Origin of the sequence: Devosia naphthalenivorans, assembly GCF_003056355.1 — a bacterium.
Taxonomy (GTDB): Bacteria; Pseudomonadota; Alphaproteobacteria; order Rhizobiales; family Devosiaceae; genus Devosia; species Devosia naphthalenivorans.
Map to the genome: position 1 here is coordinate 38156 of NZ_PYVW01000010.1, position 26812 is coordinate 64967.

General features: G+C 58.4%; 22 protein-coding genes, 1 tRNA gene and 2 pseudogenes. 15 read left to right on the top strand and 10 right to left on the bottom strand.

Features of this window, described 5'->3' with window-relative positions; genetic code table 11:
- The first annotated feature begins 16 nt into the window (after positions 1 to 16).
- Positions 17 to 1864 (top strand): malto-oligosyltrehalose trehalohydrolase, encoded by a 1848-nt coding sequence (gene treZ / locus C8264_RS13205; RefSeq protein ID WP_108461457.1) that lies wholly within the window; start codon positions 17 to 19, stop codon positions 1862 to 1864.
- 8 nt (positions 1865 to 1872) lie between these two features.
- Here the strand turns inward: treZ and C8264_RS13210 are convergent, their stop codons facing one another.
- The 6 genes from C8264_RS13210 to C8264_RS13235 all read right to left on the bottom strand — a co-directional run bounded on the left by C8264_RS13210 (position 1873) and on the right by C8264_RS13235 (position 8593).
- Positions 1873 to 2574 carry a FadR/GntR family transcriptional regulator gene (locus tag C8264_RS13210; protein WP_108461458.1) on the bottom strand — a complete coding sequence of 234 codons (702 nt, stop codon included), beginning with the start codon at positions 2572 to 2574 and terminating at the stop codon, positions 1873 to 1875.
- An 11-nt stretch (positions 2575 to 2585) separates the two neighbouring features.
- Positions 2586 to 3617, bottom strand: coding sequence for a four-carbon acid sugar kinase family protein (locus C8264_RS13215; protein ID WP_108461459.1), 1032 nt, complete (start codon positions 3615 to 3617; stop codon positions 2586 to 2588).
- Complete coding sequence (locus C8264_RS13220) at positions 3614 to 5227, bottom strand: ABC transporter ATP-binding protein (RefSeq protein ID WP_108461460.1); 1614 nt, start codon at positions 5225 to 5227, stop codon at positions 3614 to 3616. Before C8264_RS13220 ends, C8264_RS13215 begins: the two co-directional genes overlap by 4 nt.
- A complete protein-coding gene (locus tag C8264_RS13225; protein WP_108461461.1) occupies positions 5220 to 6143 on the bottom strand; it encodes an ABC transporter permease in 924 nt (307 codons plus the stop codon). The genes C8264_RS13220 and C8264_RS13225 overlap by 8 nt, the downstream gene beginning before the upstream one ends.
- An 11-nt stretch (positions 6144 to 6154) precedes the next feature.
- Positions 6155 to 7069: an ABC transporter permease gene (locus C8264_RS13230; protein ID WP_108461462.1), complete on the bottom strand. Its 915-nt coding sequence runs from the start codon at positions 7067 to 7069 to the stop codon at positions 6155 to 6157.
- A 78-nt stretch (positions 7070 to 7147) separates the two neighbouring features.
- Entirely contained in the window at positions 7148 to 8593 is a 1446-nt protein-coding gene (locus tag C8264_RS13235) for an ABC transporter substrate-binding protein (RefSeq protein WP_245893180.1), read from the bottom strand.
- A 362-nt stretch (positions 8594 to 8955) separates the two neighbouring features.
- On the opposite strand from C8264_RS13235, the gene C8264_RS13240 reads away from it, so the two are divergent.
- The 4 genes from C8264_RS13240 to C8264_RS13255 are packed head-to-tail and all read left to right on the top strand — an operon-like array spanning position 8956 to position 13130.
- Positions 8956 to 10128: a sialidase family protein gene (locus tag C8264_RS13240; protein ID WP_108461464.1), complete on the top strand. Its 1173-nt coding sequence runs from the start codon at positions 8956 to 8958 to the stop codon at positions 10126 to 10128.
- A complete protein-coding gene (pdxA, locus tag C8264_RS13245; RefSeq protein ID WP_108461465.1) occupies positions 10125 to 11075 on the top strand; it encodes a 4-hydroxythreonine-4-phosphate dehydrogenase PdxA in 951 nt (316 codons plus the stop codon). The genes C8264_RS13240 and pdxA overlap by 4 nt, the downstream gene beginning before the upstream one ends.
- Entirely contained in the window at positions 11072 to 12001 is a 930-nt protein-coding gene (locus C8264_RS13250; protein ID WP_108461466.1) for a dihydrodipicolinate synthase family protein, read from the top strand. Before pdxA ends, C8264_RS13250 begins: the two co-directional genes overlap by 4 nt.
- On the top strand, positions 11994 to 13130 hold the full coding sequence (locus tag C8264_RS13255; protein ID WP_245893168.1) for an iron-containing alcohol dehydrogenase: 1137 nt from the start codon (positions 11994 to 11996) through the stop codon (positions 13128 to 13130). The genes C8264_RS13250 and C8264_RS13255 overlap by 8 nt, the downstream gene beginning before the upstream one ends.
- Positions 13131 to 13197: 67 nt before the next feature.
- Here the strand turns inward: C8264_RS13255 and C8264_RS13260 are convergent.
- Positions 13198 to 13271: transfer RNA gene (locus C8264_RS13260), tRNA-Gly, on the bottom strand.
- Positions 13272 to 13412: 141 nt separating this feature from the next.
- Positions 13413 to 13835 (bottom strand): annotated as a pseudogene (locus tag C8264_RS13265) (dCTP deaminase domain-containing protein); the annotation flags it as partial.
- 143 nt (positions 13836 to 13978) lie between these two features.
- Between C8264_RS13265 and C8264_RS13270 the strand changes: the two are divergent.
- From C8264_RS13270 to C8264_RS13280, 3 genes are all read left to right on the top strand, one after another.
- Positions 13979 to 15055 (top strand): AIPR family protein, encoded by a 1077-nt coding sequence (locus tag C8264_RS13270; RefSeq protein ID WP_205245678.1) that lies wholly within the window; start codon positions 13979 to 13981, stop codon positions 15053 to 15055.
- Between the two features lie 203 nt (positions 15056 to 15258).
- On the top strand, positions 15259 to 15756 hold the full coding sequence (locus tag C8264_RS13275; protein ID WP_245893170.1) for a hypothetical protein: 498 nt from the start codon (positions 15259 to 15261) through the stop codon (positions 15754 to 15756).
- A 34-nt stretch (positions 15757 to 15790) separates the two neighbouring features.
- Complete coding sequence (locus C8264_RS13280; RefSeq protein ID WP_108461470.1) at positions 15791 to 16492, top strand: hypothetical protein; 702 nt, start codon at positions 15791 to 15793, stop codon at positions 16490 to 16492.
- Positions 16493 to 16589: 97 nt separating this feature from the next.
- On the opposite strand, the gene C8264_RS13285 is transcribed toward C8264_RS13280, so the two are convergent.
- A complete protein-coding gene (locus C8264_RS13285) occupies positions 16590 to 17756 on the bottom strand; it encodes an IS630 family transposase (RefSeq protein WP_245893172.1) in 1167 nt (388 codons plus the stop codon).
- Between the two features lie 792 nt (positions 17757 to 18548).
- Positions 18549 to 19589, bottom strand: coding sequence for an ADP-ribosylglycohydrolase family protein (locus tag C8264_RS13295; RefSeq protein ID WP_108461472.1), 1041 nt, complete (start codon positions 19587 to 19589; stop codon positions 18549 to 18551).
- A gap of 315 nt (positions 19590 to 19904) precedes the next feature.
- Here C8264_RS13295 and C8264_RS13300 point away from each other — a divergent pair, with 315 nt between their 5' ends.
- The 7 genes and pseudogenes from C8264_RS13300 (at position 19905) to C8264_RS13325 (ending at position 26812) form a co-directional block, all read left to right on the top strand.
- A complete protein-coding gene (locus tag C8264_RS13300) occupies positions 19905 to 20477 on the top strand; it encodes a hypothetical protein (protein WP_108461473.1) in 573 nt (190 codons plus the stop codon).
- Between the two features lie 241 nt (positions 20478 to 20718).
- Positions 20719 to 21330, top strand: a complete 612-nt coding sequence (locus C8264_RS22735) for a class I SAM-dependent DNA methyltransferase (RefSeq protein ID WP_281261449.1) — start codon at positions 20719 to 20721, stop codon at positions 21328 to 21330.
- 55 nt (positions 21331 to 21385) lie between these two features.
- Positions 21386 to 21865, top strand: a complete 480-nt coding sequence (locus C8264_RS22740) for an HsdM family class I SAM-dependent methyltransferase (RefSeq protein ID WP_281261450.1) — start codon at positions 21386 to 21388, stop codon at positions 21863 to 21865.
- Between the two features lie 319 nt (positions 21866 to 22184).
- Positions 22185 to 22407 (top strand): annotated as a pseudogene (locus C8264_RS13310) (IS66 family transposase zinc-finger binding domain-containing protein); the annotation flags it as partial.
- Between the two features lie 445 nt (positions 22408 to 22852).
- Entirely contained in the window at positions 22853 to 23836 is a 984-nt protein-coding gene (locus tag C8264_RS13315) for an ABC transporter substrate-binding protein (protein WP_162783635.1), read from the top strand.
- A gap of 70 nt (positions 23837 to 23906) precedes the next feature.
- The gene (locus C8264_RS13320; RefSeq protein ID WP_205245679.1) at positions 23907 to 25091 is read left to right on the top strand and encodes an ABC transporter ATP-binding protein; all 1185 of its coding nucleotides are present in this window, start codon (positions 23907 to 23909) and stop codon (positions 25089 to 25091) included.
- Positions 25088 to 26812, top strand: a complete 1725-nt coding sequence (locus C8264_RS13325; RefSeq protein ID WP_108461475.1) for an ABC transporter permease — start codon at positions 25088 to 25090, stop codon at positions 26810 to 26812. Before C8264_RS13320 ends, C8264_RS13325 begins: the two co-directional genes overlap by 4 nt.

The following is a 26812-nucleotide window of genomic DNA, read 5'->3' on the forward strand; positions in this document are numbered from 1 at the left end:
TTCAGGAAAGCTCTCCATGTCCACCGCTCGCCTTGGCGCCATTCCCGATGCCAGTGGCACGAGCTTTGGCGTGTGGGCGGGTGGCCAAGCGTCGGTGACCCTTGAACTCGAAGGAATGTCCCCCGTTGCGCTCGACGCAGTGGGGGACGGCTATTTCTACGCCCATGTAGAAGGGGTGAGGACAGGAGCCCGTTACCGCTATCGCGTGGATGGCGGGCGGGCCCTGCCCGATTTGGCCTCACGTGCCCAGCCCGACGGCAGTGACGGTGCATCGGAGGTCCTCGACACGCGTTTCGACTGGACAGACCATGACTGGCGCGGCATCGATCGCTTCGATCAGGTGCTCTATGAAATGCACATCGGCACCTTTACGCCCGAGGGAACGTGGCGAGCCGCCATGAACAAGCTCGACCACCTGCACGATACCGGCATAACCGTGATCCAGATCATGCCGGTCGGCACGTTCAAGGGGCGTTTCGGCTGGGGCTATGACACCGTTCTACCCTACGCGCCCTTTGCGCCTTATGGCTCCCCACAGGACATGGCAGCCTTCATCGATGCGGCGCACCAGCGCGGCATCGGCGTCATCCATGACGTGGTCTATAACCACGTCGGATTGGGTGATTGCTTCCGCGACTATAGCGAGCACTATTTCACCGATCGCTACGAAAACGAGTGGGGCGCCAGCTTCAATTTCGATGGCGAAAACAGCGCGCCGGTGCGCGATTTCATCGTCCAGAACGCCGTGCATTGGGTGCGTGATTACCACATCGACGGGCTGCGGCTGGACGCCACCCAGGCCATGTTCGACAGCAGCCAGGATCACATCATTGCAGAGATCACCCGGGCCGTGCGCTCGGCCGCTGGATCGCGCACGGTCTATGTGATCGCCGAAAATCATACCCAGGATCGCATCCTGATCGATCCTGCCGAGCAGGGTGGTTATGGTCTTGATGCGATCGTCAGCGATGACTTCCAGCACGCAGCACGCGTCGCCATCACGGGGCATAACGACTTCTATTACCGTGACTATTTGGGTTCGCCGCAGGAACTGCTGTCTGCGCTCAAATATGGCTTTCTATATCAAGGCCAGCGCTCGGACATGCGCGAAAAGCCGTACGGTACCTATAATCTGGATAAGCCACTCGAACATTTCGTGCATTTTTTGGAGAACCACGATCAGATCGCGAACTCCGCCCGTGGCTTCCGCCTCTCACACCTTGCCACCGGCGCGCGCATACGCGCCGTCTCCACCCTGCTGCTGCTCGGCCCACAGACGCCTTGCCTGTTCCAGGGACAGGAGTTCGGCGCCAGCAATCCGTTTCAATACTTCCTCGGGCTTGAAGGCGAGGACGCGCAGGAAGTCGCCGAGGGACGCCGCAAGTCGTTGAGCAATTTCCCCAGCGTCCAGGATCCCGTCATGCAGCAACAATTGCCTGATCCGGCCGCTGACGAAACGTTCAACAACAGCAAGCTCGACTGGAAAGAAGCGAAGCGGAATGAGGCGATGCAGGCCTTTCACACCGACCTCCTGCGCCTCCGCCGGGCCACGCCCGCCTTTGGGCAGCGCAGCGAACGGCGCTTCGACGGCGCCGTCATCGGGGACGCCGCGCTCCTCATCCGCTATTTTACCCCGGACTTTGCCGGGCACCGACTGATCTTGCTTAATCTGGGACGCGACCTGCATATCGGTGTCGTGGCCGAACCGTTGCTGGCGCCCCCGCCGGACCGCAAATGGGTGGTCGAATTTTCCAGCGAGCACCCGCGCTATAACGGCGTCGGCCGCCGCCCCATCGACACCGACCAGTTCTGGATTCTGCCGTCCGACACTGCCCTCGTGCTGGCCAGCGAGCCGCGCGGCTGAGCTTCTTGTTACGGCCGCTTGGGCTCGAACAGGCGGTCTCGTGATCCGGCCAGATGCGTCCTCATCAGATTGCGCGCGCCCTCGGCATCGCCGGTGCTGATCGCCTGATAGACGGCGGTGTGTTCCACGAAGACGTGCTGCAGGCCATTGCTGGTGCTGCGCAGGGACATGCCGTGAAATCGCATGCCGATGGCGATATGTTCTTCCAGGGCCTGCATGGCCGTGGAAAAATAAGGATTGGCGGAGGCCTTGGCGATGGCTAGGTGGAACATGAAGTCGGCGTCGGCCCGGTGCGATTGCCGGTTTGTTGCATCGCGCAGGAGATCGAGCGCGGATTTGATCTCTTTCAGCGCATTGTCGGTCCGGCGATGTGCGGCCATCGCCGCGGCTTCCGGCTCGATGGTCAGGCGGAAATCGTAGCAATGCTGCAGATCTGACAGGTTTTCCATCTGCCCAAAGCCGAGCGGTTCGCGCAGGCCATGGTCTCGCACGAAGCTGCCGGCGCCGCGGCGGGAATAGATCAGCCCCTGGTCGCGCAGCCGTTGTAGCGCGTCGCGCACGACCGGACGCGACACCTGGAACTCGCTCGCTAGCGTATGCTCGGTGGGCAGGCGTTCATCGACGGCATAGGCGCCCGACTTGATGGCCCGCAACATACGGTCGAACACCGCGTCGGAAAGGCTGCGGCGTGCATTGAGACTGTCCGACATCACTGCTCGTGTCACTCCCGTTCGTGCCCGCTGCTGAAAGCGAGCAGGCGCACCAAAGTGTCGCTGTCGCCAAAGCCGCCAGACTTCGTGATTATGGTGAAACCACCGGCCCGGGCAATAGGCAGCCCCGGCAGCGCTTCGCCCAGCAGGGTCACATGACCGATGCCGAGCGCCTCAAGAATGGCCTGCGCCGTAGCGCCACCGGAAAGAACCATCAAAGTGCCTGGTGGGGGCGATAGACGATCAACCGAGGCCGCCAGATTACGAGCCACGACGGCCGCACTGGCTTGCTCGTGTCCCGGAGTGGCCTGCAGCAGGGTAAAGGGCGCCAGCGCTCTCGCCTCCGTTGCCGCGATCCCGTTTGGCGCGTCGACAAAATCCATCTCGGGCAGCGCGTCACGCAAGGCGGAGACTTGCGCCAGCGTAATTGGGTCGGTGGAGCCAATGGCCAGGATGACGGGTGCCGTCCTGTCGAGGGTCGGTGCCGGCTGCGACTGACCGGCCCAGCTGTGCGCCACCGCCTCAGCAAGGCCGCGAGCGCCGACCAGCAGGTCACGCGCGCTGGATTGGACCGCCGCGTCGATGTCGTCCTGGCTCGTCACGTCGGGAACGCTTGCCCGGTCGGCATGGACACCCAGCCGCGAGGCAATGTCGATGGGGTGCGCAACGCCAAATCCGGTGAGCTGGCCATTCTGCACCACCCGCCCGAATGCTGGAATTGCTGGAACCACGAGGGCGCGTTCGTGCGGGATAGCATCGAGTTCCGCGCCAATATTGCCCTTGAGACGGGAATCCACCTTCTTGAAAATGGCAATTCCGGGCGGCAATTGCGCGACGACATCGGCCACAGCGGCGTGGGCTGCCTCGGGTGCGATCTCGCGGCTATCGGTTGACACGCCGACCACGTCGGCACCGCCCGACAGGGCCTCGCTCAGGGCCGCGGGCGAGAGGGCAACGACGGTTGCGAACCCACGCATGGCAAAGGGCGCGCTGGCGTCGAGCGCCCCCGTCAAGTCATCGGCAATGACGGCGAGGCGCGTCATGCCTGCGCCAGCGCAATTCGCCGTTTCGCCTGAACATCGGGGTCGGGATCGAGCGCCGCCGCCAGCAGGCGCTGCGTATAGGGATGGCTCGGCGCCGAAAAGATCTGCTCGGTCGGTCCGCGCTCGACGATCTCCCCCGATTTCATCACGATCACCGTATCGGCAAAATCACGCACCACGCCCAGATCATGGGCGATGAACAGGAACGAGATGCCAAGCCGCTGACGAAGGTCATCGAGCAGGGCAATGACCTGCGCCTGGATCGACACGTCGAGCGCCGACACCGCTTCGTCGCAGATGATGAGTTCAGGCTCTAGCGCCAGGGCGCGGGCGATGGCGATGCGCTGGCGCTGGCCACCGGAGAACTGGTGCGGGTAGCGCGTGGCATGCTCGGCGCTGAGCCCCACCTGTTCGAGCAATTCACGCACGCGCTGCTGGCGTTGGGCGCGGTCGGGCACCAGATTATGGATATCCCAGCCTTCCGATATCAGCTGATACACCGACATGCGCGGATTGAGCGACTGGGTGGGGTCCTGGAACACCATCTGGATCTGCCGGCGGACGCCGAGCAGTTCACGATGGCTCATCTTGAGAAGATCCTGTCCCTTCCAGAACGCCTCCCCGCTATCCGCCTCTTCGAGGCGCAGGATCGAACGGGCCAGGGTGGATTTGCCAGAACCGCTTTCGCCGACCACCGCAAGGCTCTGCCCCCGGGCCAGGGTTATGGATACGTCCTGAAGCGCGGTGAAGCGACCATAGACCTTGCACAATTTGCGCGCTTCGAGCAGCACCGGCAGGTCCGGGGCGAGGATACGGATATCGCCCTTGCCCGGCGCCGCCGCAATCAGCTTCTGCGTATAGGGGTGCTGGGGCGCGTGATAGACGTCGCGCACCGAACCCTGTTCGACGATCTCCCCATTGCTCATCACCACCACGCGGTCCGCGATCTCAGCGACGACGCCCAGATCATGCGTGATCAGCACCAGCCCCATGCCCGTTTCGGCCTGCAATTCCTTGAGCAGGGCCAGCACATCGGCTTGGATCGTCACGTCCAGCGCGGTGGTCGGCTCGTCCGCGATCAGGATGTCAGGCTTCAGCGCAAGCGCCATGGCGATCATCAGCCGCTGGCGCTGACCGCCGGAGAACTGATGGGGATATTTGCGAACGGCATTTTCCGGTTCCGGAATACCGACGCGACCCAGCAGCTCCAGGGTGCGCGCACGCGCCTCGTCGGCCGGACGGCCATGGGCAGTCATCATTTCGCTGATTTGCCAGCCCACCGGGTAGACCGGATTGAGATGGCTCAGCGGGTCCTGGAAAATCATGGCGATGCGCTTGCCGTTGATGGCGCGGCGCTGCTCGTTGCTCATGGCAAGCAGGTTCTTGCCCTCGAACAGGATTTCGCCACCCACGATCTGCGCAGGCGGAATGTCGAGGATGTTCATCACCGCCGAAGCGGAGACGGACTTGCCCGAGCCGCTTTCGCCGAGCACGGCCAGGGTCTCGCCGCGGTTGATGCTCCAGGACACGTTGCGGACAGCGTGGACCGTGCCGCGTACGGTGTGGAAATCCACCGACAGGTTTTGGACGGAGAGCAGGGCGTCAGCCATTGGCAGTACTCCGCGCTTCGAGGCGCCAGCGCTGGGCGGGATCGAGTGCCACGCGCATCCAGTTCGACAACAGATTGAGCGACAGCGTCGTGATGACGATCAGCAGGCCCGGCCAGAACGCCAGCCACCAGGCGGTCGTGAGGTAAGGCCGTCCCTGGCTGACCATCAGGCCCCAGGTGATATCGGGCGGCTGGATGCCGATGCCCAGGAAGGACAGCGAGGATTCCGCCAGCATGACGAAGGCAAAATCCAGCGTTGCGATGGTGACCAGCGTCGGCGCGACAACCGGCAGGATGTGGCGCAGGATGATGCGGCCATTGGAGGCGCCCATGACCACGGCGGCCTGCACGAACATGCGCTGGCGCACTTCGAGCACTTCGGCCCGCGTGGTGCGCAGATAGATCGGGATGCGCGTAATGGCGAGGACCAGGATCATGTTGGGGATCGAAGGTCCCAGGACATAAAGCACGATCACCGCGATCAGCAGCGATGGGAAGGACATGATGACGTCCGCCAGGCGCATGATGGCCTGTGAGACGTGCTTGCCCAGATAGCCGGCGAGCAGCCCCAGCGTGGCGCCCACGATCATCGCCACTGCCACGGTGCCGGCAGCAACCAGCATGGTGCTGCGCGCCGCGACGATGAGACGGGCGAGCATGGGTCGGCCGAGCGAGTCCCCGCCCAGGATGAAGGCCCAGCCGCGCGCCAGATCGAAGGGCGGGCTGTTGCGGCCGCGCAGATTCTGGCTGGTGGCCAGATCACCCAGCAGCATGGGTCCAAAGATCGCGAACAGGACGATGACGACCAGCACGAGCGCCGAAACGAAGGCCAGCTTGTCGCGCCAAAGCATGGAGACGAGGGGCCAGGTGCGCTGCTTTTCGCTGGGGGCAGGGGTGACGGTGGACAGATCTGACATGGTGCCGCGCCTCAATGCCGAATGCGGGGATCGAGCAGGCCATAGGCGATGTCGATCAGGATGTTCATCAGGAAAATGGCGATGGCAGTCACCATGATGGCGGCCAGAACGACATTGAAATCGCGCTGGAGGATGGAGTCGATCATAAGTTTGCCAATGCCGGGAAAGCCGAAAATGGTCTCCACGATCACCGCGCCGTTGAGCATGGCGGCCGCCTGGTCGCCGATGACGGTGATCACAGGAAGCATGGCATTGCGCAGCGTATGAACGAAGATGATCGGCAAGTTACGCACACCTTTGGCGCGGGCAGTCTTGACATAGGGTGCAGTCAGGGCAGCGAGCATGGAGCCGCGCACCACCTGCACGATAAGCCCGAAGGGGCGAATGAAGAGCACGCCGATGGGCATGATCCAGTGCCAGGGCGTGCCGACCCCGGAGGTGGGCAGCCAGGCCAAATTGATCGAGAAGATCACGATGGCGACAATGGCAATCCAGAAATCGGGCGCGGAAGCGCCGATCAGCGAGACAATGGAGACCAGCCGATCAAAAAAGCCGCCGACATTGAACGCGGCCAGCGCGCCCAGCACAATCGAGGCCACAATGACCAGCGCCATGGTGATCAGTGCCAGGGGGAAGGTCCAGGCATAGGCTTCCAGCACCACGTCAATGGCGGGCCGCGCCTTGCGCAGGGACTCGCCGAAATCGAGATGGATGAAGTCCCAGACATAGCGGCCGAACTGCTCGATCAGCGGCAGGTCGAGCCCGTTGATCGCGCGGAACTGCGCCTTCATCTCTTCGGTGGCGTCGATCGGCAGAAACAGCGCCGCCGGATCACCGGTCAGCCGGGACAGGAAGAAGACCAGCACGAGCAGGCCCAGGAGCGACAGCAAGCTGGCGATGGCGCGCTGCGAGATCAGTTTGGTCATTGCCGATCATCCGTTTGAAAAAAGTGACGCGATGCCGGGACCAGCCCGGCATCGCAAGAGTGTGGACCCCGGAGAGCCTTACTTGAAGCCGATCCCGGCGAGCTGCAACTGCTGGTTGGTCGCAATGGTCGGGGTGAAGTCGAGGCGCTCGCTGACCCGGCTGTGGCCAACCATGTGGAACAGCAGGGCATCGGCAACGATCTCGTCATGCACATAGGCGAAGAGCTCGGACCATAGCGCGGCGCGTTCGGCGTCCGTTGCAGCCGTGGCCTTCTCGATCAGCTCGTCGGCCTTGGGGTCGTTGACGCCCGACTGGGTGCCCTCGCTATGGTACTTGAAGTACATCGAGAATACCGGGTCGCCGCGCGAGTTGTCATGCTGGGCAACCACGAGCTGTGCAGGACGGCCTTCTGGGTATGGCTTGGAGTAATACTGCTCGTGCTCGGCCACTTCCACCATGCGCAGGGATGCGTTGAACCCGACTTCATTGAGCATCTGCACCAGCGCCTCACCCACTTCGGTGACGTGCGGGAAGTTCTCGGTCCGGGCGATGACTTCGACCGGTGCCTTGACGTTTACGCCGTCGGCTTCAGCTTCCGCCAGCCAGGCTTTCGCCTGTTCCGGATCATAGGGATGTGGCTCCAGGTCCGGGTTCCAGCCGAGCGTGGTCGGCGGGACCATGGCGGTTGCAAGCTCGGTGCCTGCAGCGAGCACGGTGCCGATAAAGGCTTCGCGGTCGATGGCGGCGTTGAGGGCCTTGCGAACGCGCAGGTCACCCATCGGCTCGACGGTCTGGTCGATGCGCAGGTAGACGGTTTCCGAGTTTGGATAGGTGAAGTCGGTTGCCGGATTGGTGGCTTCCACTTCGGTGATCTGCGGCGCGATATCGGCCTCGCCGGTTTCGACCATGGCCGCACGAACCGCTGGTTCGGAGCGGAACAGATAGGTTGCCGAAGTCACGGCTGGAGCTTCACCCCAGTAATCGTCGCGGCGGGTCAGCACGATCTGCTGGCCGGCGGTCCAATCGCTCATGACGTATGGGCCGGTGCCGATCGGGTCACGCACGAATTCCATCGGGGTTTCCGACGGCACGATGGTGACGAGCGACATAAGCAGCGGCAAAATCGGCTGTGCCGGTTCGGCCTTCACGTCGATGGTGTGGTCATCGACCACATTGAAGGTGAGCTCGGTGTCGGCGAAGTAGCGGGCACTTTCGCAGGTCATCTCTTCGCTGAACACGCGATCGAACGAGTGCTTCACGTCGGCTGCATCGAACGTGCTGCCGTCCGAGAAGGTAACACCCTCGCGCAGTTTGAACTGCCAGGTGCCGTCGCCCTTGTCTTCCCAGCTTTCGGCCAGGCGCGGCATCAGGCCGGTATCGCCGCGTACGTCGAGCTCGGTCAGCGTCTCGCTGATGTTCTGCATGATGACACGCCCGATATTGGAACGGGTCGCCATGCAGGGCTCGACTAGGTCGAGTTCTTCACTGAGAACGACAGTGATGTCGGTGTCTGATTGGGCCATCGCCGGTGCGACGGCGGTCGAAGCCAGCAAGGCGGCGACCAGAACATGCTTGAATATCAATTCAACCTCCCTTTGCAGCGTAACGAGACGTGAGCACCGCTGCTGAGCGCTCATCCGTTTCCTCGGGGTGTGCGGAAAAAATCGTGGTTCACCCGTGGCCGGCACTATCTAGCGCAGGTATATAGTTGTCAAACATTTTTCGAAATTCGCCGGACATCCTTCCGTGTGCGGAGGCTAACACTCGAAAACTAAACGACTATTTTTATACTAGTTGCGCTTTTAGTTCTGTGCCGGCGGTAATAATAACTTGACAACATGGGGTTTGCCGTCGAGTTTGCCGCAGCCAAACGACAGGGGGAGACATGACTCCGGACGAAATTGCAGCGCGGATGACAGGGCAGATCGTGCCCAATGAAGCTGGGCTCATGGAGGCCTATCTGCCTTCCCCGATGGTGCAGAATCATGCCGCCTTCATCGAGCAGCTCGATGATGGAACCTTGGCCTGCCTGTGGTTCGGCGGCACCCTCGAGGGCAAGTCCGATATCTCGATCTACGGGTCCACCCTCCCGGTGGGTGCGGATAGTTGGAGCGCACCGGTGCGTCTCAGCGATGATCCCGAGCGAAGCGAACAAAACCCCGTCTTGACGCGCAACGCTCAAGGCCGCTGGCATCTGGTCCATACCGCCCAGCCGGCCGGCAATCAGGATGAATGCCTGCTGCGCGAGCGCGAAATATCATTTGAGAATGGCGCGCTCCGCAGTTCCGAGCCCCGCTTGATCGATCTGCCCCTTGGCACCTTCGTGCGCGGACGCTTTGTCCGTCGCACCGATGGCGCATGGATGATGCCGGTTTTCCGCTGCATTTCGCGTCCGGGCCAGCGCTGGAACGGCAGCCACGACACGGCCGGCGTCGCCGTCAGTCATGACGATGGCAAGACCTGGTCACTGTCGGAGGTGCCCGGCTCGATAGGCTCGGTCCACATGACCATCGTGCCGCTCGATGGCGAGCACATGGTTGCCTTCTACCGGCGCCGCCAGTCCGATTTCGTGCATCGTTCGGAAAGTCTTGATGGCGGCATCACCTGGTCGGCACCCGAAGCCACCGACGTGCCCAACAATAATTCATCGATCAACGTCGTGCGCCTGGCCGACGGCCGGCTCGCCATGGTGTGCAATCCGGCCTCGGCCGCAACCTCCAGCGACCGGCGCGTTTCGCTTTATGACGAGATCGAGGAGGGCGATGATCGCCCTGACGCGACCGGTGGTTGCTCGCCGATCTGGGGCGTTCCGCGGGCGCCGCTGACGCTAGGCGTTTCCACCGACGGGGGCCGCACTTTCCCGCTTCGCCGCATCATCGATAACAGCCCCGGTACGTGCCTTGCGAACAATTCGCTCGATGGCCGTAACAAGGAGCTGTCCTATCCCTACCTGCTGGAAGGTCCGGACGGCGCGATCCACGTCGCCTACACCTATTTCCGGCGCGCCATCAAATATGTCCGTCTCCCCAAGGGATGGATCGACGGAGAAAACAATTGAGCGACATCATTGGCATCACCATGGGCGACCCGGCCGGCGTCGGCCCCGAGATCGCGGTTCGAGCGCTGGCGGAAATGAGCCCGGAACACCGCGCCCGCACGCGCATCTACGGCAATCGTGCCACGCTCGACCTTGCCGTCGCTGCAACCGGCGCCGATGTCGCGCTTGACGGGTTGGTCGAGGACCTGCCAATCGAAGGCGGGCCATTGCCCTGGGGCAAGCTCGACCCGCGCGCCGGCGACGCCGCCTTTCGCTTCATCGAAAAGGCCGTGCGCGACGCCGAAGCCGGCAAAATCGGCTGCATTGTCACCGCGCCGATCAACAAGGAAGCGCTCAACCTTGCTGGCCATCATTACGACGGCCACACCGGCATGCTTACCGCACTCACCGGACAGAAATCGGCTTTCATGCTGCTGGCATCCGAGCGTCTCAAGGTCATCCATGTCTCGACCCACGTTTCGCTCAAGACCGCCATCGACCGCGCCACGCCCGAGCGCATCCTTGCCACCATCCGCGCCGGCAATGACCACCTCAAGCGTATCGGCTATGCCAACCCGCGCATCGCCGTTGCCGGCATAAATCCCCACTGCGGCGAAAACGGACTGTTCGGCACTGAAGATGACGTCCAGGTCGTGCCGGCCGTCGCAATGGCCCGCGCCGAAGGCATCGACGTGCAGGGTCCGATCTCGGCCGACACGCTTTACTATCGTGCCTATAACGGCGCCTTCGACCTGGTCATCGCCCAATACCACGACCAGGGCCATATCCCGATCAAGCTCGTCGCCTTCGACACCGCGGTCAACGTCTCGCTCGGCCTGCCAATCGACCGCACTTCGGTCGATCACGGCACCGCATTCGACATTGCCGGCACCGGCAAGGCCAACCACACCAATATGAACGAAGCCATTGCCTATGCGCGCCGCCTGGCCGCCGGGAGGAAATCATGAATCCAGCGACCAAGCTCCCGATCCACGGCGTCTTCTGCGCCTCCGCCACGCCGGTGCTCGAAGACGGAACGCCCGACCACGCTGCTTTTGCCGCTCACGCCAAGGCGCTGATCGAAGAAGGTTGTGACGGCCTCGCCCTGCTCGGTACCACCGGTGAAGCCAATTCCTTCAGCCTGAGCCAGCGCCAAGCCTTGCTGGACAAGGTCATCGAAGCTGGCATCGATCCCCAGCGCCTGCTGCCCGGCACCTCGCAGACCAATGTCGCCGATACGGTGACCCTGATGCGCCACGCCGTCGAGGCTGGCGTCAAGGCGACGGTCGTCCTGCCGCCCTTCTACTACAAGGGCGTCAGCGACGAGGGCCTCTTCCGCTTTTACGCCGAGGCGATCGAAGGCGTCGGTCGCGACGATCTGCGGGTCGTGCTGTACCACATTCCGCCCATCGCCCAGGTGGGGCTCTCGGTCGAACTCGTCGGCCGTCTGCTCGAGGCCTTCCCCGGCATCGTCGTCGGCATCAAGGACAGCTCCGGCAAGCTCGAAAGCATGCAGCAATTTGCAAGCAGCTTCGAAGCATTTTCCGTGCTTGCTGGTGCAGATCCGTTCATGCTTCCACTGCTGCGCACCGGTGGAGCCGGGTGCATCACCTCCAGTTCCAACCTGATCGGCAGGCATCTCCGCGTGGTTTTCGATCACTGGAACGAGCCGGAAAAAGCAGATTTGGTCGAAAAAGCCCAGGAACGCATCAACGCCTGGCGCGACCTTTCCAACGCCTATGTGCAATTGCCCACCATCAAGGCGATGCTGGCCCGCCGCCGCAATCACCCCGGCTGGACCCGCGTCCGGCCGCCACTGGTCGAGCTAGGCCAGGCAGAGATCGACACCGTCTGGGCCAAAATGATCGAGCTGGAGGGGCAGGACAATGTCTGACACTCCCCTTTCCATGGCCCGTCCGATCACGCTGCTGCAGCCTGCTCGCCTTGAAATCGGGGCTGGCGCGATCGCGCGCCTGGCCGATTGGGCCGCTGCCTATGAGCGGGTCTTCGTGGTCGCCATGGCGCCCACTGCCGGCTTTGTCGAGCGAATCGGGCTTGCCGGTGCGGTGGAAATCTTTATCGACCTACCCCCCGAGCCGGATTTACCGGCCGTGGAAGCCGTTCTCGCAGCCGCCCGCGCGTTCCGCCCCGACCTTGTGATCGGGCTGGGCGGCGGTTCGGTGATGGACGTGGCAAAGCTGGTTGCCGTTCTCTGGGACAGCGAACAGACCATCGCGGACGTGGTGGGCGTGGGCAAGGTGCAAGGCCGCCGCACGGCGCTTGCACAGGTTCCGACAACTTCGGGAACCGGCTCGGAAGCGGGCATCCGCTCTCTGGTGACCAACCCCGAAACCCTGGCCAAGATAGCGATCGAAAGCCAGTTCATGCTGGCCGATATCGCCGTTCTCGATCCGGAGCTGACCTATTCGGTTCCCGCCGCTGTCACCGCAGCTACCGGCGTCGATGCGCTGGCTCATTGCGTGGAAGCCTTCACCAATATCAAGGCGCATCCCCTGATCGATGGCTATGCCAGCCTCGGCATCTCGCTGGTTGGCCGCTATTTGGCGCGCGCCGTTGCCGATGGTCGGGACACCGAAGCGCGGGCCGGCATGATGCTGGCCTCCTATTATGGCGGCATCTGCCTTGGGCCTGTGAACACCGCTGGTGGCCACGCGCTGGCCTACCCCCTGGGCACGCGCCTGAAGCTGCCGCATGGCCTCGCCAACGCGATCATCTTCCCGCATGTACTCGCGTTCAACGCGCCGGTTCGAGCGGAGAAAACCGAGGCCATCGCCCGTGCACTGGGCATGTCCGGCAATCTGGAGGCACAAGCAATTGCGGCGGATAGCCTCGCCTGGTGCAAAGCGCTAGGCCTCGAAATGCGCCTGTCCCATCACGGCGCAGCCGAGCATGATCTGCCGGTCTGGGCCGAAGAAGCCTTCGCCATCAAGCGCCTGATCGACAACAATCCGCGCGCTCTGGAACTGCCCGATATCCTATCCATCTATCGAAGCGCTCTCTAAGCAGCCTCGCACAGGAGCGGCTCGCAAGAGCCTCTCCCAACCAGTGATGTGACTGGGCGTTGGGCAATGGAGCGGGTGAAGGGAATCGAACCCTCGTCGTAAGCTTGGGAAGCTTCTGCTCTACCATTGAGCTACACCCGCCTGCGCCGGATAGATGCGGGAAATCGGGGGAGGCGTCAAGCGGGAGCGTGGGCGGATGGGCAAAAGAGGCAAAGCTTGCCTCGTTTTTGCTTTCGGCATGCTTCGCATCGGCCTTGGGAACGTCTCGCTTTAGCTGCCGCTTTACCCCGCAAATGGCTTGAAGTGCTTGGACAGCTTGAGCGTCTGCGCCTGATAGTTGGAACCCAGCGCCGACCCGTAGAGCCGGTCGGGTGCTTCGGCGAGCCGTTCATAAACCAGCCGGCCAATGGTCTGGCGGTGGCCAAGCAGGAATGGCACTTCGCGGCTGCGCACTTCGAGCACGGCGCGGCTGCCGGTGCCGCCGGCAGGGGAGTGGCCGAAACCGGGGTCGAAAAACCCGGCATAGTGAACGCGGAACTCACCCACCAAGGGATCGAACGGCACCATTTCGGCGGCATGGGTGGGCGGCACATGCACCGCTTCATCCGAGACGAGGATATAGAATTCATCCGGGTCAAGGATCAACTCGTCCCGGCCACGGCTATAAAGCGGGTCCCAGAAATCGAGCACATCGAGGGCGGGCTTTCGAACGCCTGCGCGATGTTGATCGCGCCGCGATCATGGAAAATGCTACTTTCCATAATATTCGGTGGAGCAACCCCGCAGTAGTATTGCATCGATCTCATTGGAGTCTTAGACCCACCATCCGCGCCTCTTTAATAATCTCCATGTTCGATCCGAAGGAGTTGTCTGTGTCTTCATTGAAAGTACGCCAGATCAAGGCCAAACTCCTGAACCTCTTCGAGAAGTATCTGGATCTGTCTGACATCAGTCCGACGGACCAGGAACGGGAACCTAAGTTGTTAAGTAGGTGCTTGGCCGCTTACGCGCTGGTGATGACGGTTGGCTGCACGCCGGAAGATGCTGCCAAGTCTGTCTGGGACGGTTCTGACGATGATGGGATTGACGCGGCATTCATTGACCACACAGAAAATCGTGTCGTGATAGCGCAGTCGAAGTGGATTACAGCCGGCAGCGGAGAGCCAAGTGCTGCCGACATCGCCGTTTTTGCCAATGGCGTCAAAGACATCTTCGAGCAAGAAGAAGACAACTTTGCGCTGAAGCTCCGTCCCCGCTTACAGGCGATTGGCCACGCGCTTGACGTGCCCGGAACAACTGTCGAAGTTGTTCTCATCTCGACTGGTGCGAGCCAAATCGCAAAGCACGGCACCGCCAATCTGGACCGACTACTGCAAGAGCTAAACGGTCAAGACGTCGACGACACCGATGCACTGGTTTCCAGCACGGTGTTAGGCTTGGCAGAGGTCTACGCATCATTAGCGTCGGATAGTTCGGTTGAGGGCATTACGCTTGAAGCAAGTTTGCTCGACTGGTCAAAAGTTTCGGATCCGGAAATTGCATATTTCGGCGTCATAGATGGGCTTCAGCTAAAGGAATGGTGGACAGTTTTTGGCCGGCGCTTGGTTGCAAAGAACATTCGACACGCACTTGGCACTACTGACGTGAACCTACAGATCCGAGAGACGGCACTGAACGATCCGGATCATTTTTGGTATTTCAACAACGGAGTGACCCTAATTGCCGATGCCGCCGTGCGAGCCCCCAAAGCTATTGGGTCTAAGGCTTCGGGGAACTTCCAGCTCAAAGGGGCGTCCATTGTAAATGGGGCCCAGACCGTCAGCACATTGGGGCGCGTCGAAGACGAAGAAAGTCTGGGACGGGTTCGGGTGCCGATCAGAGTGATTTTGCTGGACGACGCACCTGCAGATTTGGGGCCAAGGTGACGCGCACGAACAATCTCCAGAACCGGGTAGAGGCGAGGGACTTCGTCGCGCACGATCCTGAACAAACGCGGCTCCAGCAAGAAATGCGTATCGAGGGCATCGATTATCAGTTTCTCCGAAGTGAGGCTTCGCAGCCGTCACCCGCTTCGTGCGAACTCCTAGAGGTAACGACAGCACTAGCGTGTGCGTCTGCAGACTCTTCCATGGCTGTCAGCGTAAAGACAGGTATCGGGCGCTTCTTCCTCGATCTAAAGAAGACCCCATACATCGCGCTATTCAACCCTTCGACGAGTGGTGCTACGGCCTTCAACGCAACTCTCGTTCAGAGGGCAGTTGACCGGTGGATTGACCAAAAAAAGAAAACCATAAGCAAGAAAAGTGGGTTTGCTTGGGGAACTCTGATCCATGGAAACAGGATATTATCCGCAGCAGTTTTTGCCCGTATTGGGAAGGGAAAACTCACCCAGCCCATCGCGGAATTCCAAGGCAAGATGTCGGAGTTGAACATCCCAGACCATTGCGAGCAGGCTTACTCCGCAATGGTGGGCCACTTGGATGCGAATTACCAAGGCAAGTTCCTGGCGTTGCTTTTCAAAAACCCATCCATGAGTAAAGACGTTTACGAGGTCAGCAAATCCGCTGTTGCTTCTGTGGCAAGCGCCACGGCAAACGGCGCGGAACAAGCTGATGTATTTGATTAGTGAGAAGGATTGTTTGTAGCGTACGAGAGAACGCATGCAAGAAGGAACGAGACATGGAGCTGAAATCTTGAGGCTGACGGTCGCCACCTTCCTAGTCTTGTCTGCACAGGTCATTACGGCACACGCCGAAGCGTTGCCCTTAGCCGATGGCGCCTACCTGCCAGACAAGCAACAATGCAAAGCTCTCATCGCCAATGAATTGGAGATGGTCGAGTTTGAGGTGTCAAATTCCGGCAATTCATATGCTTACCCTGAGGTCTCCTGTGTAGCCGCGTCTGTCACCAAGGTCAGAGACGGCCGCTTTGCTGTTGAGGGTGATTGCAATGAGTTTGGCGACATCTGGCAAAACAGCTTCTTCTTAGATGTTGGGGCCGGTGGATCTATAAAATTGGACGGGCGGCACTTAGCATTTTGTTCGACCACAGCCGACGTGTCATTAACGAATTCGGACGGTTGGGCCGACTTTCAAAGTATGCCGCAAGATACGCTTTGCACTTTTAAGGTAGCTAACTATGCACCGCAGTACTGGTATCTCGATGATAGCGATAACGACTCTAATATAGAGGATCTGAACGAGATAGAAGGCCCGGCAGTGGGGTCAGAGGTATTTCTGCTAAACTCCCAAAACACGAGCACAGAAGTTTACAAAGGAAAGCAGCTCGTATTTGTATTCAGGGGATATTTCGCTCAGGCCGACAGTCTTGAATTCGTGGGAGATTGTAGGCCCTCTCGGTAGGGACTGTGTTAACGTCCAGGCGCGTAGAGTAAGCCTCCGGTCCCTATCGAAGGCTAAGGATCGCCCGTTTAAGGGTCGCGCGTTCAGACGGCATAAGTCATCGCCAAGTCGGGTCCTTGCAGTTGTTGCTGTCCAAAAAGGCCGGTGGCACGCGCTCGTCGCCCCAGATGCGGTTGCCGGCGCGCTTGGGATTGTCCCGGAATTGCTGATTCCGGGCGGCGAAATAGAGGTCGATCGCAGCACGAGCAGCGTCGACGGATTGGTAATTGCTGTTGTGGATTACGGCACGGGACATCCCACTGAACACAGACTCTATGACGTTGAGGAACTGTGCGCCGGACGGGAGTGGTGCAGTTTCCACTCGAGGCAGGCCAGATGCCTCTATTGTCAGGTTATGCTCAGTTATCCGTTGCTTTAGCTTCTTAGAGACGTGCCACGAGGCCGCGTCCCATGAAAGATAAAGCGTGCGGCGATCTGCATACCTTTCGAGCAGGACATCCATCATTCGAATCATCTCGGTCGTGTTTTTCTTATCGCTGTAGAAGTGCGTGACCTGGTTACCGCTCAGTTCCAGGGCGGCTGTCATGATCATGCAGCCTTTGGACTTCTGCCATTGCGGTACCACCCGGTGAGGGCCGGGCGGATCGAGCATCAGTCCCTGTTTCATCCTGACGGCGAAAGGACCAAACTCGTCGATTGAGAAGAAGGCCTCGTCTGACGCCAGATTCGACAATATCGTTTGAACTGCGGCGAGCTTTTCACGATAGGCCGGATCTTGCGAGGTTAGGACAGTTCTCGCCTTTCGCCACTTCCAGCCAGCCTCTTGGATTATCTGGCGAAGGACATGCAAGCAGGCCGGAAAGCCTTGGCGTTCAAGTGTCGCCCTTAGATCACGCATAATCCAAGACGTTCGATTAACCCCGTGATCTTTCGGCGGCTCATGTAGGAGACGGAAAACCGCTGTCTTCAGAACTTCACTTTCGGCCTTCAGTGGCCCTCGCGTCATTGGCGCCATAAGTCGTTCGACGCCTGCTTCCCGATATGTCCGCAGATAGCGGCGAGATGTGTTGCGGCTTAGACCAAGGTAGGCGCTGATCTGCTTAATGGGAAAGCCTTGTTCATGCGCCAACACTGTGACGGCTCGATTGCGCTGCCGGCTTCGCGGATCGTGGACGCTGCGGAGGAGCCGAGCGACGGTGTCCGGGTCTCCGCGTAAGGGCAGTTCCAGGCGGTCTCCGCGCAGTCGATCGATCCAGTTTGCCACTTCGGCTGCGCGCTCCGACCGGCGGTCGCGATGAAGGCGTAGCGCTATTCTGGCTGATCCTGGCAGGGCATGGGGATCGAGCCGGTAAGCACGTGGCGACCTAAGGACGCCCAGGCTGTCTGCAGATTCGATATCAGCGGCCGGCCTAACCACAAAGCTTATCTCAGGGACTTGCACGCTGCGGCAGTATCGACGAACGCAATCGTAGCCTCCGCCGAAACTATGCTGATCCCGCAGAATGCGGAAAATACAGGCGACGCTTCTGCGGTCGCATTGTGGACGGGTCTCATCCTCTGCGAGCATAATATCGATCAAGTGCTCATGATCACTAATCAACCTTGATCGTGTCGGGCGAACATAGCGGGAGGGCTGGTCGCGCCGCAGCATCTTCCGAATGCTGTTGCGGCTTACTCCCTCCGCCCGAGATACTCCCCTGATCGATTCACCCTCAGCCACCCGGTGCCGGACTCGGGCCCATTGGATCGGATCAGTGAACATTGGTTGACTCGCTTTCCCGCTCTTGCAGCGAAACGAAGAAGGCAGATGAAGTTGCGATGAGGGCAGACGCAATCCACCGCGCCTTGGTCGCATTCTTCTACCTGAGAGGAGCATGGACATTGTAATCGGAATGTCGCGAGATATCGCCGACTTTAATGAAGACGATTGTGTTGTCATTTGAGGGTTGTGGCGATCCTCGGCAGTGAACGGGTACTTCTGGTACCTTGATGAAGGAAAAGGTCCACCTACCGACGAAATCACACCGCTTAGAGAGATAATTTAAATTGCGGGAAATTAAATGCCTGGGTGGAGCTCGTCATGGCTAAAACAGCGGGAACACTCGGCTATGTACGAGCACAAAAGCCTCGCTGAGCTGATTATTTCCTTCCGGAGCTCCACCTTTTCCAGCCACTGACCTGGGACTGCTCGCGCACCGTAAAGAGCTCCAGCAAGATTGCCTGCCATCGAGGCCGTGGTATCGCTGTCTCCGTTATGATTAGCCGCCGCCGCAACTGCATCGTGAAGCGAGTTGGTTGTAAGAACTGCATTGACAGTAATGGCGAGAGCGTCATCAGCTGTCCATCCGAAGCCGATCCATTCGGGACGCTGAAAAAAATCTGACCATTTCCATGGTGCGTTCATGACGGCATGCAACGTGGGCTCGTGACCTGATTGAAGGCGCAGAAACATAAGTGATCGTTCAACCGCCATGGCAATTGTGTGCCCTTTCATGACCCAGGCAATCATCATCGCGAAGGCTCCGGCCGCAATGTACCCACGCGGATCGTCATGTGTCAGGCGAGCATCAGCAACGGCCGCATGGTAGGCTCTTTGAGGTGTCGCGCTGTAAAGGAGTCCGAAAGGAGCAGCTCTTGCCACCGCTCCATTTCCTGGAGCGACGATACCAGCTGATCGGCCTAGCTCTTTAGCTTCGCTCAGCGCCGCCATCGTCTCGGCATTAGGCACCCGATCGCCGTGCGCAGCAATGACATCGATCAGAGCCTCATAGCTGTTTTGGAAATCAGGAAGAAGCGGACTCGCTATGCCCTGCGTGGAGAGCCAAGCCAAATAGGCGACGTGAAGGTGTTCAACTTCGCTCAGCGACTTATCACGGCGGCTCTCGATCAAGCCCGCAACGGTGAATAGAATTAGCTGCGTCTCGTCGGTCACTCGGGCGAGAGTCTCGTATCTCGGCCAAAACTCCTGCACCCCGCGCGGGCCGCACTTGATGATCATCTCTGCGTGTGAAGAGAATTCAAAAGGCGCTCCAAGAGCATCTCCACATGCGCCGCCTAACAAACATCCAAGGACCCGCTCCCGCGTGCTGATCTTCATTGCGTTGCCTCTTCAAACCGACACCCGATCCGGCTATGGCCTGTGAAGATCAACCGTCGAATGGAGTAGTCCAAAAATTCCACTATCAGCGGGAGCGCTTCATCATCTCTCGCTATAAATAGTTTCGGATGGATACGCAGACCACGACGGTCATCCTCTGATCTCGCTCCTCCCTCATCTTCTGCAAACCCGACAGGACCGTTTCCTGGACGGGTTTGAAAGCTTTGGAAAAGAAGCTTCAGAAGCTCTGTGGAAGGATTTCACTAATTACCGGAAAGCCGATGCAATCGGAGCTCCGGTTTACCTGGAAAGGAAATGAATAATCCACATCGTATCAATGAAGCCTATGCCGAATACTTCAAGAGCTGGTTCCTCGAACACGCTTCACGCGGCACTAAATCATACTTTGTAACGCTTACGTTTGAACACGAAGCGCAACGTCGCCAAAGGCGACAGGCCGAAGGCCTCTCCCGAGGCGCATTCGAGATGAAAGCGTTTGATCACCTTTATAATCTGATCTCTCGAAGGCTGATCGGTAGGAACTACCACCGAAGCTTCAATCAGCTTCGACTTCCCCGCGTTGCCGCGTTCCTTGATGCCGAAGGCTCAAGGCATTGGCGTTGCGACGGGGAGCTCTCAAACATTCACCTTCACACTGTATGGATCATTGAAGACGCACTCACGGCATCGTTTGAAGAGGCGATGAACATGAACGGACCAATGATCGATGCTTGGCGCAGCTTGAGCTTCGATGAAATCGATGTTCGAGAGATCGACAGCGGCAGCGAAGGTGATGTCAGCACAGTTGTTGCCTACGCTTCAAAGCTAATCGGCTTCACCAACAATGAGCTGTCGCTTGGACGGGATTTCGAGATCTATCCTCGCTAGGCAGACTAAAGTCCGTTTCGAAAAAGACATTTTCCATCCGAAATTCTCGTCATTCCACGACAGAAATCGTACCACTTAATTGAATCAGCATGAACAAGCCCGGATACACTGGCCATTTATCCGGTAGGCAATAAGCTTGTTAAGCTTATTGCCTGAATTTGACTTTGACGTTCGGGCCTAAGTCCGGTTGCGCCATCTGCCCTCCCTGATATGTTCGCCCAGGAATTTGCGGGGCATTAAGTTGGCAGTCAAAAAATCGGAAATCTACAGCAAGCTTTGGGCAAGCTGCGACGCATTGCGGGGCGGCATGGATGCCTCGCAATACAAAGACTACGTACTGGTGCTGCTCTTTGTAAAATACGTTTCCGACAAATATGCGGGCGATCCCAATGGCATAATCGAGGTGCCCGCCGGCGGCAGCTTCGCCGACATGGTTGCGCTTAAAGGCGACAAGGAGATTGGCGAGAAGATCAACATCATCATCGCCAAGCTCGCCGAGGCCAACGACCTGAAGGGCGTGATCGATGTCGCCGATTTCAACGATCCTGAGAAGCTCGGCACCGGCAAGGAGATGGTGGATCGCCTCTCCAACCTCGTTGCCATCTTCAACCGCCCGGAGCTGGATTTCCGCAGGAACCGCGCTGAAGGTGACGATATCCTCGGCGACGCCTATGAATATCTCATGCGCCACTTCGCGACTGAGTCGGGCAAGAGCAAGGGCCAGTTCTACACGCCCGCCGAAGTATCGCGGATCATGGCCAAGGCGATCGGCATCAGCGCATCGAAAAGCGCCGACCAGACGATTCACGATCCTACCTGCGGCTCGGGATCGCTGCTGCTGAAAGCGCGATGAAGCGCCGCATGGCATCACCATCTATGGTCAGGAAAAGGATGTCGCCACGCGCGCCCTGGCCAAGATGAACATGGTGCTGCATGATTGCCCGACGGCGGAGATCTGGCGGGACAACACGCTTTCAAGCCCCCACTTCAAGAACCCCGAGGGCGGCTTGAAGACGTTCGATTTCGTCGTCGCCAATCCGCCCTTCTCGGACAAGGCGTGGGGCACGGGGATTAATCCAGCCAATGACCAGTTCGGCCGCTTTGGCTATGGCGTGCCGCCCGCGAAGAACGGCGATTATGCCTATCTCCTGCATGTCATCGCCTCGCTGAAGACGAACGGCAAAGGCGCGGTCATGAATGGACCAAGGGCACATGATCTTAGAGCACTAAGCTTTGACCAGATCGACTTGGCGCAGCTCGATATCACCAACAGCGTTGAGGTGAAGCAAGTGATCTCTTACGCTTCAAAGCTAATCGGCTTCACCAACGAAGAGCTTACACTCGGTGGTGCCGATTTCGAGATGTACCCTATACCAAGAGGCGCATAGCGCTCTGGTGCATTTGACCCTGGGGTCTGAACGAGATGCTAAAAATAGAACAGGGTTGCGATCAAGCATTTCGGAGCAGTACTGTAAAATATCTTGCCATGCCGACGCGATGTATCGTCCTGGGAATAAGCAGTTTTCTAGTACGAAATAAGCTAAAGAAGCTTATTTGCAGCTCAGCCAAGGCGACATTGGTCAAATAGACCTACGTTCAGTCACCAGCATGTATCGCTTCGGGAATCCTGTTTGTGCGAGCAACGTAGCACGGGCGCTCTTGTGCCCTCCTTTCTCGATCCCACGTCGGCCAAACCCTGCAGCACTAACCGATGGTTCTCTCCTCAAGCACCTGCCGCGGATCGAAGAGATAATCTAGCCCCAAAGGCTGGTCTGCACTGCGGCGGTGGTCTGCACTGCATTGGTGAGGGTATCTCCGAGCGGCTCGACGTGGTCCCTGCCCAGTTCGGGTGATCGTGACCCGTCGCCCCAAATATACCTGCTGCTTATGCACGGACGGCGTGTCGCAAGCCCCGGCGCCCGGACGGGTGCGCTGGGCGATCATGTGGGGCGTCTTGTATCGGGAGCGCGCGTAGACGGCTTCCCCAATGTATGAAGCAGGATTTCGCCTTGAGCTGCCCGATGTCCATAGACTACGGTCGTCAATCCGGGCCAGTCGCCCTGCTTCGGGCAAAGGTTTCGTAATGCTGTCAAGGCTGGCCATTGCTTCCTCCCCCTACATACGACGACTCACCTCCTTAGTAGACATCACAGCGGACCAGTCTGCCCACTAGGGATTGAAGCAGTCCCGCAAGTCAGGCGTGGCTTACATAACACGCTTGACGAGACGTTCAACGGCTTATAAGCCTAACAATGGGATTATACGATTTTGTGGTTGACCCGTGGTGCCCCTGCCGTGGAGTTTCTTTCGGTTGGGGCGTTCGTCATACGACTGACTATCGAGGTGAAGTAATTTCACGCGTGAGGAGGAAGAGCATGCAGCCGAGGAAATTTGCCGCGCAGCGCCTACTAATGGCTATCGCGATGCCCGCTATGTTAACTGTGACCACGGGCACGACAGTTTACGCTCAATCGGGGGAACTAACCGTTTATTCTAGTCACGCTGAACCTGTTTCTAAGGCGTTAACAGAAGGGTTTAACGAGCGATATCCTGAAATCGACGTCACTCTTTTGCGATTAGTTACGGGAAATCTAGCAACACGCTTCGCCAACGAGGCTGTAAGTGGTGTGAATGCCGCTGACGTTATAATCATCGCAACCCCCGTGGTCTTCGAAGAGAACCCCGAGTGGTTTAGGCCTCTTTCTGGCGTAGAGGCTTATGATGATTGGCCAGACGATCTCAAGACCGAGAACCATGCAAAGGCAGTCTTTGCGGAAAGTCTGATATTCTACAACACGAACAACGTTTCTGAAGAAGAATCTCCCAAGGCGTGGTCGGATCTTCTCGATCCGAAATGGAAGGGAAGAATCACGCTTGTGGACCCAAGTTCGGCGGAAACCTATATGTCGTGGGCCTTCCATATCCGGGAAACATTTGGTGATGAGTTTCTCACTACATTGGCGAAACAGGACCTCACTATTGCGAAAGGAGGGGTCGATGCTGCGCAAGCAGTAGCTTCGGGCGCCGCGGACATAGCTGTCCCCCCAGCGGCGACCCATGCTACGGCTCTGCTTAAGCAAGACGCTCCGATCGGAATCGTTCCGGTCGGTCAGCCCACCTTGGGCAACGAAACGTCGATCGCAATAGCGGCCAAAGCTCCCAATCCAGAAAATGCCCAGATTTTTCTTGAGTGGTATCTTTCAGAGGAAGGTCAGGGCATAGCTTGTGCGGAAGTTTCCTCCTCCGGACTGGGAGATGTTTCGGGTTGCTTGCCGTTCGCTTCAGACTACGTAACCCCTGAATTTGGAATATCCGAAGCTGAGGCGGCTGAAATCATGGCCCTGCTCGGTATGCGCTAAAACGCAGGTCATCGCCCCATCAGCAACTCGTGTTGGTGGGGGAAGGGTGCAATCATCTGGAGGCGAATGAATGGGGCTGATGCAGGTGCCGCGGCAGACTGCCATTATTAGTGAGCGGGCTGTCACAGTGGGTAATGAGATACCCGCTGTAAGAATAACAAATCTATCCAAGTCCTACAGAAGGGGAGGCAGGGACGGAGGTGTTGTCAAGCCCGTCGATAACGTCTCGCTTGATGTCTCACAAGATGATCTTCTGGTGTTACTCGGGCCATCGGGATGCGGTAAGACCACATTGCTACGCTGCGTAGCCGGCTTGGAGCGTCCCGACGAGGGAGATATTGAAATTGCCGGACGCCTAGTATTCTCGTCCTCACAAAGTATATTCCTTCCGCCAGAAGAACGCGAGATCAGCATGATCTTCCAGTCTTATGCGCTCTGGCCACACATGTCTGTCATGGACAACATCGCGTATCCCTTAAGGGCGGCAGGAATAAAGGGCCGCGCGGCGCATGACCGAGTCATGGAAGTGTTGGAAGCCGTCGGACTAGATTCGTTGGAGAAGCAGTATCCCTCACAACTAAGCGGAGGACAGCAGCAACGGGTCGCGCTAGCGCGGGCTATCGTCGGTCGCAGTTCGTTGATCCTCTTTGACGAACCGCTTTCAAACGTTGATGCGAAGGTGCGAGAGCAACTGCGAGAGGAATTGCTTTCGATTAAGGCGAGTGTCGGCTTTTCGGCCCTATACGTAACTCACGACCAGCACGAGGCAATGAGTTTAGGAAATAAAATAGCGGTCCTTAATTCTGGCCGCATTGAGCAGTGCGATGCTCCTCGTGAGGTATACCGCAAACCTTCCAGCAGTTATGTTGCGCAGTTTGTCGGTGATACAAATATCCTATGCGGTCGTGTATGTAGAGTTGATGAGAAAACGATAATTGTGCACACGGAACTAGGCGAAATTTCCGCCGCCAGTCCACACAAACTGCGCATAAATATTGGCGACAATGTGAAGCTTGTTTCTCGTCCTGAGATGTGGACAATGCAGACGGTTCGCACTTCGACCACAAACGCATGGCTAGCTGAAATCGGGCAGCAGTCGTTCTTTGGCCCGTACACGCAATACAACTGTCGGCTAGGCGATACGACTATCAAGGTGTGGTCGACGGATGAGGCGGCCGGACAGGGGGATGCCGCCCGGTGGGTTGGCATTAGTGCGTCGGATATTCATGTGCTGGCGTCTGAGGTGACAGAATGAGCGCCTATGGTAACTCGTCTGCAGTAGCAGTTCCGCCGAAGATAGCGAGAAATCAGCTGCAAATATTTCGCAGCGTCGTAGTAATTTTAGTTTTGTTGTTGCTGCTGTTGGTTCTATATCCAATCGGAAGGATGGTGCTACGCTCAGTATACGCCGATCAGGCGTGGCAATTTGCGGCCTTCTTTGACGTTTTGTCGTCCGACTGGCTACCCGGCGTGGTTGCAGATACCGGAATCACAGTCGCAGTAAGTGGCTTTTGCGCTCTCTGTATTGCGTCGTTGTTTGCATGGATAAACGAGCGAACTGATGCAAGTTTAGGAGTGTTTGGGAACTTAATACCACTAGTTCCCTTGCTTATTCCTCACGTCGCCATTGCGATCGGATGGACATTCTTGCTGAATGAAAAGGTCGGGTTTATCTCCGTAGCCCTTGATAATTTGCTCGGAAGTTGGTTGCCCGCTGTTAGTTCTATTAACATTTATTCGTGGGGTGGGCTAATATCGTTGTACACGATGTTTCTTGTCCCATACGCATACGTGATCGTGGCTTCGGCCTTCAAGAATGTTGATCCAGCACTTGAGGAAGCTTCACGCGTAAGCGGCGGGTCCATGTGGCGGACAGCGACGAAAATATCGCTTCCCTCAATTGCACCCGCAATCATCGCCGCAGGATTGCTCTTAGTGATAGAAGGTCTTTCCCTCTATTCGGCAGCTGTAATCATCGCTCCCACCGCAGGCATCGATATATTGTCTGTTAGGATGGTGCGAATGTTAACTGTTACGTATCCACCCGACCTGGCGGGGTCCCTGGTGTTAGGAATGATGCTAATGGCGGTCATTCTATTTATCTGGGTGTTTCAGCGGAAAGCTTTGATGGGTGGCAATTTTGCGAAAGTATCCGGTCGGGCGCGAGCGGACTCAATGGTCAAGCTTGGCGCCTTGAGGTGGCCGGCCCGAATGCTGATCCTTTCCTACATGATGGCGGCGTCGATCTTACCGTTGGCAGCGTTGATTCTGGTGTCGCTCCAGCCATACTGGACCGGAACCAACATCTTTGCGAATCTATCGTTTCAACACTACGAAGCACTATTTTGGGGCGGCGGGTCAGAAATAGAAGCTCTGCGCAACAGTGTTCTTATCGGCGTCGTCGGAGCGACGATGTCAATGCTAGTTGCCGCAGTATTGGTAATCTATATCAAATCCGCCAAACCAGTTATGAGCAAGGTGGCGGACGGTGTCTCAAAGCTTCCCGCGGCGTTGCCTCACGTGGTGATCGCAATCGGGTTTCTTCTATCTTTTGGCGCAGCACCGTTTCATCTGTCGGGGACGGTAATGATGCTGCTGATGGCCTATCTGGTTATTTATATGCCGCAGGCTTCGATTGCTGCTTCAGTAGCAGGAGGACAAGTAGGAAATGACCTTACAGAAGCGTCCGCAATCTGCGGCGCTGGTGGTGGCCGCACCTTTTTTCGGATATCGCTACCTTTGATGTCGCCGGGCCTGATAGCAGGCTGGGGGTTGTTGTTCGTACTAATGGCCGGAGAGCTTACAGCTGCATCCATACTGGCCAACGCACGTGCCCCGGTCGTGGGTTTTGTCATTCTAGAGATATTTGAATCGGGTTCGTACGGAACGCTAGCAGCACTCGCTTCAGTTGTGAGTTTGTTATCCGCGGTGGTAATTGTCTGCGTTGGGTCGGTATTTGTCCGACGCACCCAGTAG

What these genes read in the sequence shown, in the direction of transcription:
- treZ (WP_108461457.1), top strand. Translation starts at nt 17, where the DNA reads ATGTCCACCGCTCGCCTTGGCGCCATTCCCGATGCCAGTGGCACGAGC.
- C8264_RS13210 (WP_108461458.1), bottom strand. Translation starts at nt 2,574, where the DNA reads ATGTCGGACAGTCTCAATGCACGCCGCAGCCTTTCCGACGCGGTGTTC.
- C8264_RS13215 (WP_108461459.1), bottom strand. Translation starts at nt 3,617, where the DNA reads ATGACGCGCCTCGCCGTCATTGCCGATGACTTGACGGGGGCGCTCGAC.
- C8264_RS13220 (WP_108461460.1), bottom strand. Translation starts at nt 5,227, where the DNA reads ATGGCTGACGCCCTGCTCTCCGTCCAAAACCTGTCGGTGGATTTCCAC.
- C8264_RS13225 (WP_108461461.1), bottom strand. Translation starts at nt 6,143, where the DNA reads ATGTCAGATCTGTCCACCGTCACCCCTGCCCCCAGCGAAAAGCAGCGC.
- C8264_RS13230 (WP_108461462.1), bottom strand. Translation starts at nt 7,069, where the DNA reads ATGACCAAACTGATCTCGCAGCGCGCCATCGCCAGCTTGCTGTCGCTC.
- C8264_RS13235 (WP_245893180.1), bottom strand. Translation starts at nt 8,593, where the DNA reads ATGGCCCAATCAGACACCGACATCACTGTCGTTCTCAGTGAAGAACTC.
- C8264_RS13240 (WP_108461464.1), top strand. Translation starts at nt 8,956, where the DNA reads ATGACTCCGGACGAAATTGCAGCGCGGATGACAGGGCAGATCGTGCCC.
- C8264_RS13250 (WP_108461466.1), top strand. Translation starts at nt 11,072, where the DNA reads ATGAATCCAGCGACCAAGCTCCCGATCCACGGCGTCTTCTGCGCCTCC.
- C8264_RS13255 (WP_245893168.1), top strand. Translation starts at nt 11,994, where the DNA reads ATGTCTGACACTCCCCTTTCCATGGCCCGTCCGATCACGCTGCTGCAG.
- C8264_RS13270 (WP_205245678.1), top strand. Translation starts at nt 13,979, where the DNA reads ATGTTCGATCCGAAGGAGTTGTCTGTGTCTTCATTGAAAGTACGCCAG.
- C8264_RS13275 (WP_245893170.1), top strand. Translation starts at nt 15,259, where the DNA reads ATGGCTGTCAGCGTAAAGACAGGTATCGGGCGCTTCTTCCTCGATCTA.
- C8264_RS13280 (WP_108461470.1), top strand. Translation starts at nt 15,791, where the DNA reads ATGCAAGAAGGAACGAGACATGGAGCTGAAATCTTGAGGCTGACGGTC.
- C8264_RS13295 (WP_108461472.1), bottom strand. Translation starts at nt 19,589, where the DNA reads ATGAAGATCAGCACGCGGGAGCGGGTCCTTGGATGTTTGTTAGGCGGC.
- C8264_RS13300 (WP_108461473.1), top strand. Translation starts at nt 19,905, where the DNA reads ATGAATAATCCACATCGTATCAATGAAGCCTATGCCGAATACTTCAAG.
- C8264_RS13315 (WP_162783635.1), top strand. Translation starts at nt 22,853, where the DNA reads ATGCAGCCGAGGAAATTTGCCGCGCAGCGCCTACTAATGGCTATCGCG.
- C8264_RS13320 (WP_205245679.1), top strand. Translation starts at nt 23,907, where the DNA reads ATGGGGCTGATGCAGGTGCCGCGGCAGACTGCCATTATTAGTGAGCGG.
- C8264_RS13325 (WP_108461475.1), top strand. Translation starts at nt 25,088, where the DNA reads ATGAGCGCCTATGGTAACTCGTCTGCAGTAGCAGTTCCGCCGAAGATA.